The sequence below is a fragment of the Bradyrhizobium sp. NBAIM14 genome (assembly GCF_020193895.1).
Classification (GTDB): domain Bacteria; phylum Pseudomonadota; class Alphaproteobacteria; order Rhizobiales; family Xanthobacteraceae; genus Bradyrhizobium; species Bradyrhizobium yuanmingense.
Window position 1 is genome coordinate 1 of the sequence record NZ_JADYVQ010000057.1, and the last position, 1788, is coordinate 1788.

2 protein-coding genes are annotated in these 1788 nt (G+C 57.8%); both read left to right on the forward strand.

Annotated features, from left to right (window positions below):
- Window positions 1–985, forward strand: a 985-nt coding sequence (locus I6F28_RS36955) for an outer membrane protein (RefSeq protein ID WP_225143915.1), incomplete at its 5' end; no start/stop codon positions are given.
- Window positions 986–1356: 371 nt separating this feature from the next.
- Complete coding sequence (locus tag I6F28_RS36960) at window positions 1357–1743, forward strand: hypothetical protein (protein WP_036046585.1); 387 nt, start codon at window positions 1357–1359, stop codon at window positions 1741–1743.
- Window positions 1744–1788: the final 45 nt, after the last annotated feature.

Genomic DNA, 1788 nt, shown 5'->3' on the forward strand with positions numbered 1-1788 from the left:
CAGTGCGATGGTCTTCGGGACGGACTCGGCGCGCGTCGGTGTTAGCGTCTGGTCCGCCCCGACGGTTTTGCTGCGCGATAACTTAAGGGCGCTCGGTCGTGGACCGAGAAAATACAGGGACGTGTTGGATGCGATCTGGAGTTCTTCTTTTGGGAGCCACGACAATCGCGCTCGTCGCAACCGATGCAACGAATGCGGCAGACCTCGAGCCAGGAGTGAAACTGCCACCGGCGGCTATATTGGCGGGCACGTCGGCGGCGGCTACGGCCGCACCTCCTTCAGCAATCCCTACGGTCCGTCGATCTATGGCGATGTCGTCGATACCCCAGTGTTCCTCGCCGGTGGCCAGATCGGCTACAATTGGCAGAAGAACGGTTGGGTATTTGGTGTCGAACTGGATGCCAGCGGTGCTGTCTCCGACGGGACAAATACCTGCCTCGCCGCCTCCGGCTTTATTGTGAGCGCAAACTGCAAGGCAGGTCCCAACGTCTTTGCCACCGGGACCGGTCGCGTCGGTTACGCGTTTGGCGCGCTGGGCCACACGCCGGCCTATCTCAAGGGAGGCGTCGCTTGGCAAAACAACCGGGGCGACGTCGTCAACAACTTCGAAGGCGGGTCGCCACAGGAGAAAGCCCACTTCGACTATGGTCGCCTTGGCGCCACCATCGGGCTGGGCGTCGAGCAAGCGCTTACGCCTGCATGGTCGGTGAAAGCTGAGTATGACTATCTGCATTTCGGCGGACCGAGTGTCGCGACTCCTCCGACGGAGCAGAATCCGCCGTTCGCAATTCTTCCGGCGAACACAACGGGCCTCTCCAGCAACTATCACATCGGAAAGATCGGCTTGAACTACCTTTTGGCTCCGACCCATGGACGGCGCAATGGTCGGATGCGCCGCTGTACGCGAAAGCACCCGCCGGTGCGCCGATCCGGTGTAGCCGGTGTAGGCCGCAGGCTGGTTGGTTCATTCCCGTGCCAGCGCTGAGCAGCTTGGGGTTTTCTTTGTGGAACCTGACGAACTCGATCAGGTTTTCGATGCCAAAGTCGCAGAACGCCTGAACACCATCTTCGCCGACGCCATAGACCCACTGGCCGCTCTCTACACGGCTTTTGCGACATGCCGATTCAGACTCTCCGCGAAATATAGCCATCGGAGCACCTACCGGGAATCTGGCAGACTGAACAATCCGCCTCCAGCATTGGTCACGTCAAATGTCGTCCTTAAGTCAGGTCCTTGCGATCAGGGCTACCAAAAGTGGCAGGTGTCCCATATTGGAGATCGTGTTACCCTCTGAAGGTGATTGAGCTGAGCCGCGAAACCAATCACAACGTTACAGTTCAGAGAGGAGACGTTCAATGGCATCGAGCGTAGCTGAAGACGAGAAACGCCGTACACAGCAAGCGCCGCAAGTGACCCAGGCATCGGCTGCTGGGCCAGGTGGCGCCGCCGAGCACACTAAGCAGTCGACGGCAGCCACGCGCGCTTCATTCGTGTTTGCAGATTGGCAGAAGTCGATCGAAGCAACGACAAACTTCTTCGCGGCGGCTTTGAAAGACGGTTTGAGATTGACTGCTTCCTCTTTGCACGATCACGCCAATTTTCTAAAAGTCGTTGCTGAGGTCAAAACGCCCTCCGAGTTGCTGAAAAGCTATCTGGACTTGGCAGAGCGATCTTGGTCGAGATCGTTCAGTGAAGGCTCGAAGTTGTTGGATAATCTCAAGATACAACAACATCAGCGTTGAGCAGTCGAATCGTGTAGATCATATAAGCGACGACGAGCTTGGGGC

Bases quoted from the DNA above. Each gene is read 5' to 3' on its own strand.
- I6F28_RS36960 (WP_036046585.1), top strand. From the start codon at position 1,357: ATGGCATCGAGCGTAGCTGAAGACGAGAAACGCCGTACACAGCAAGCG.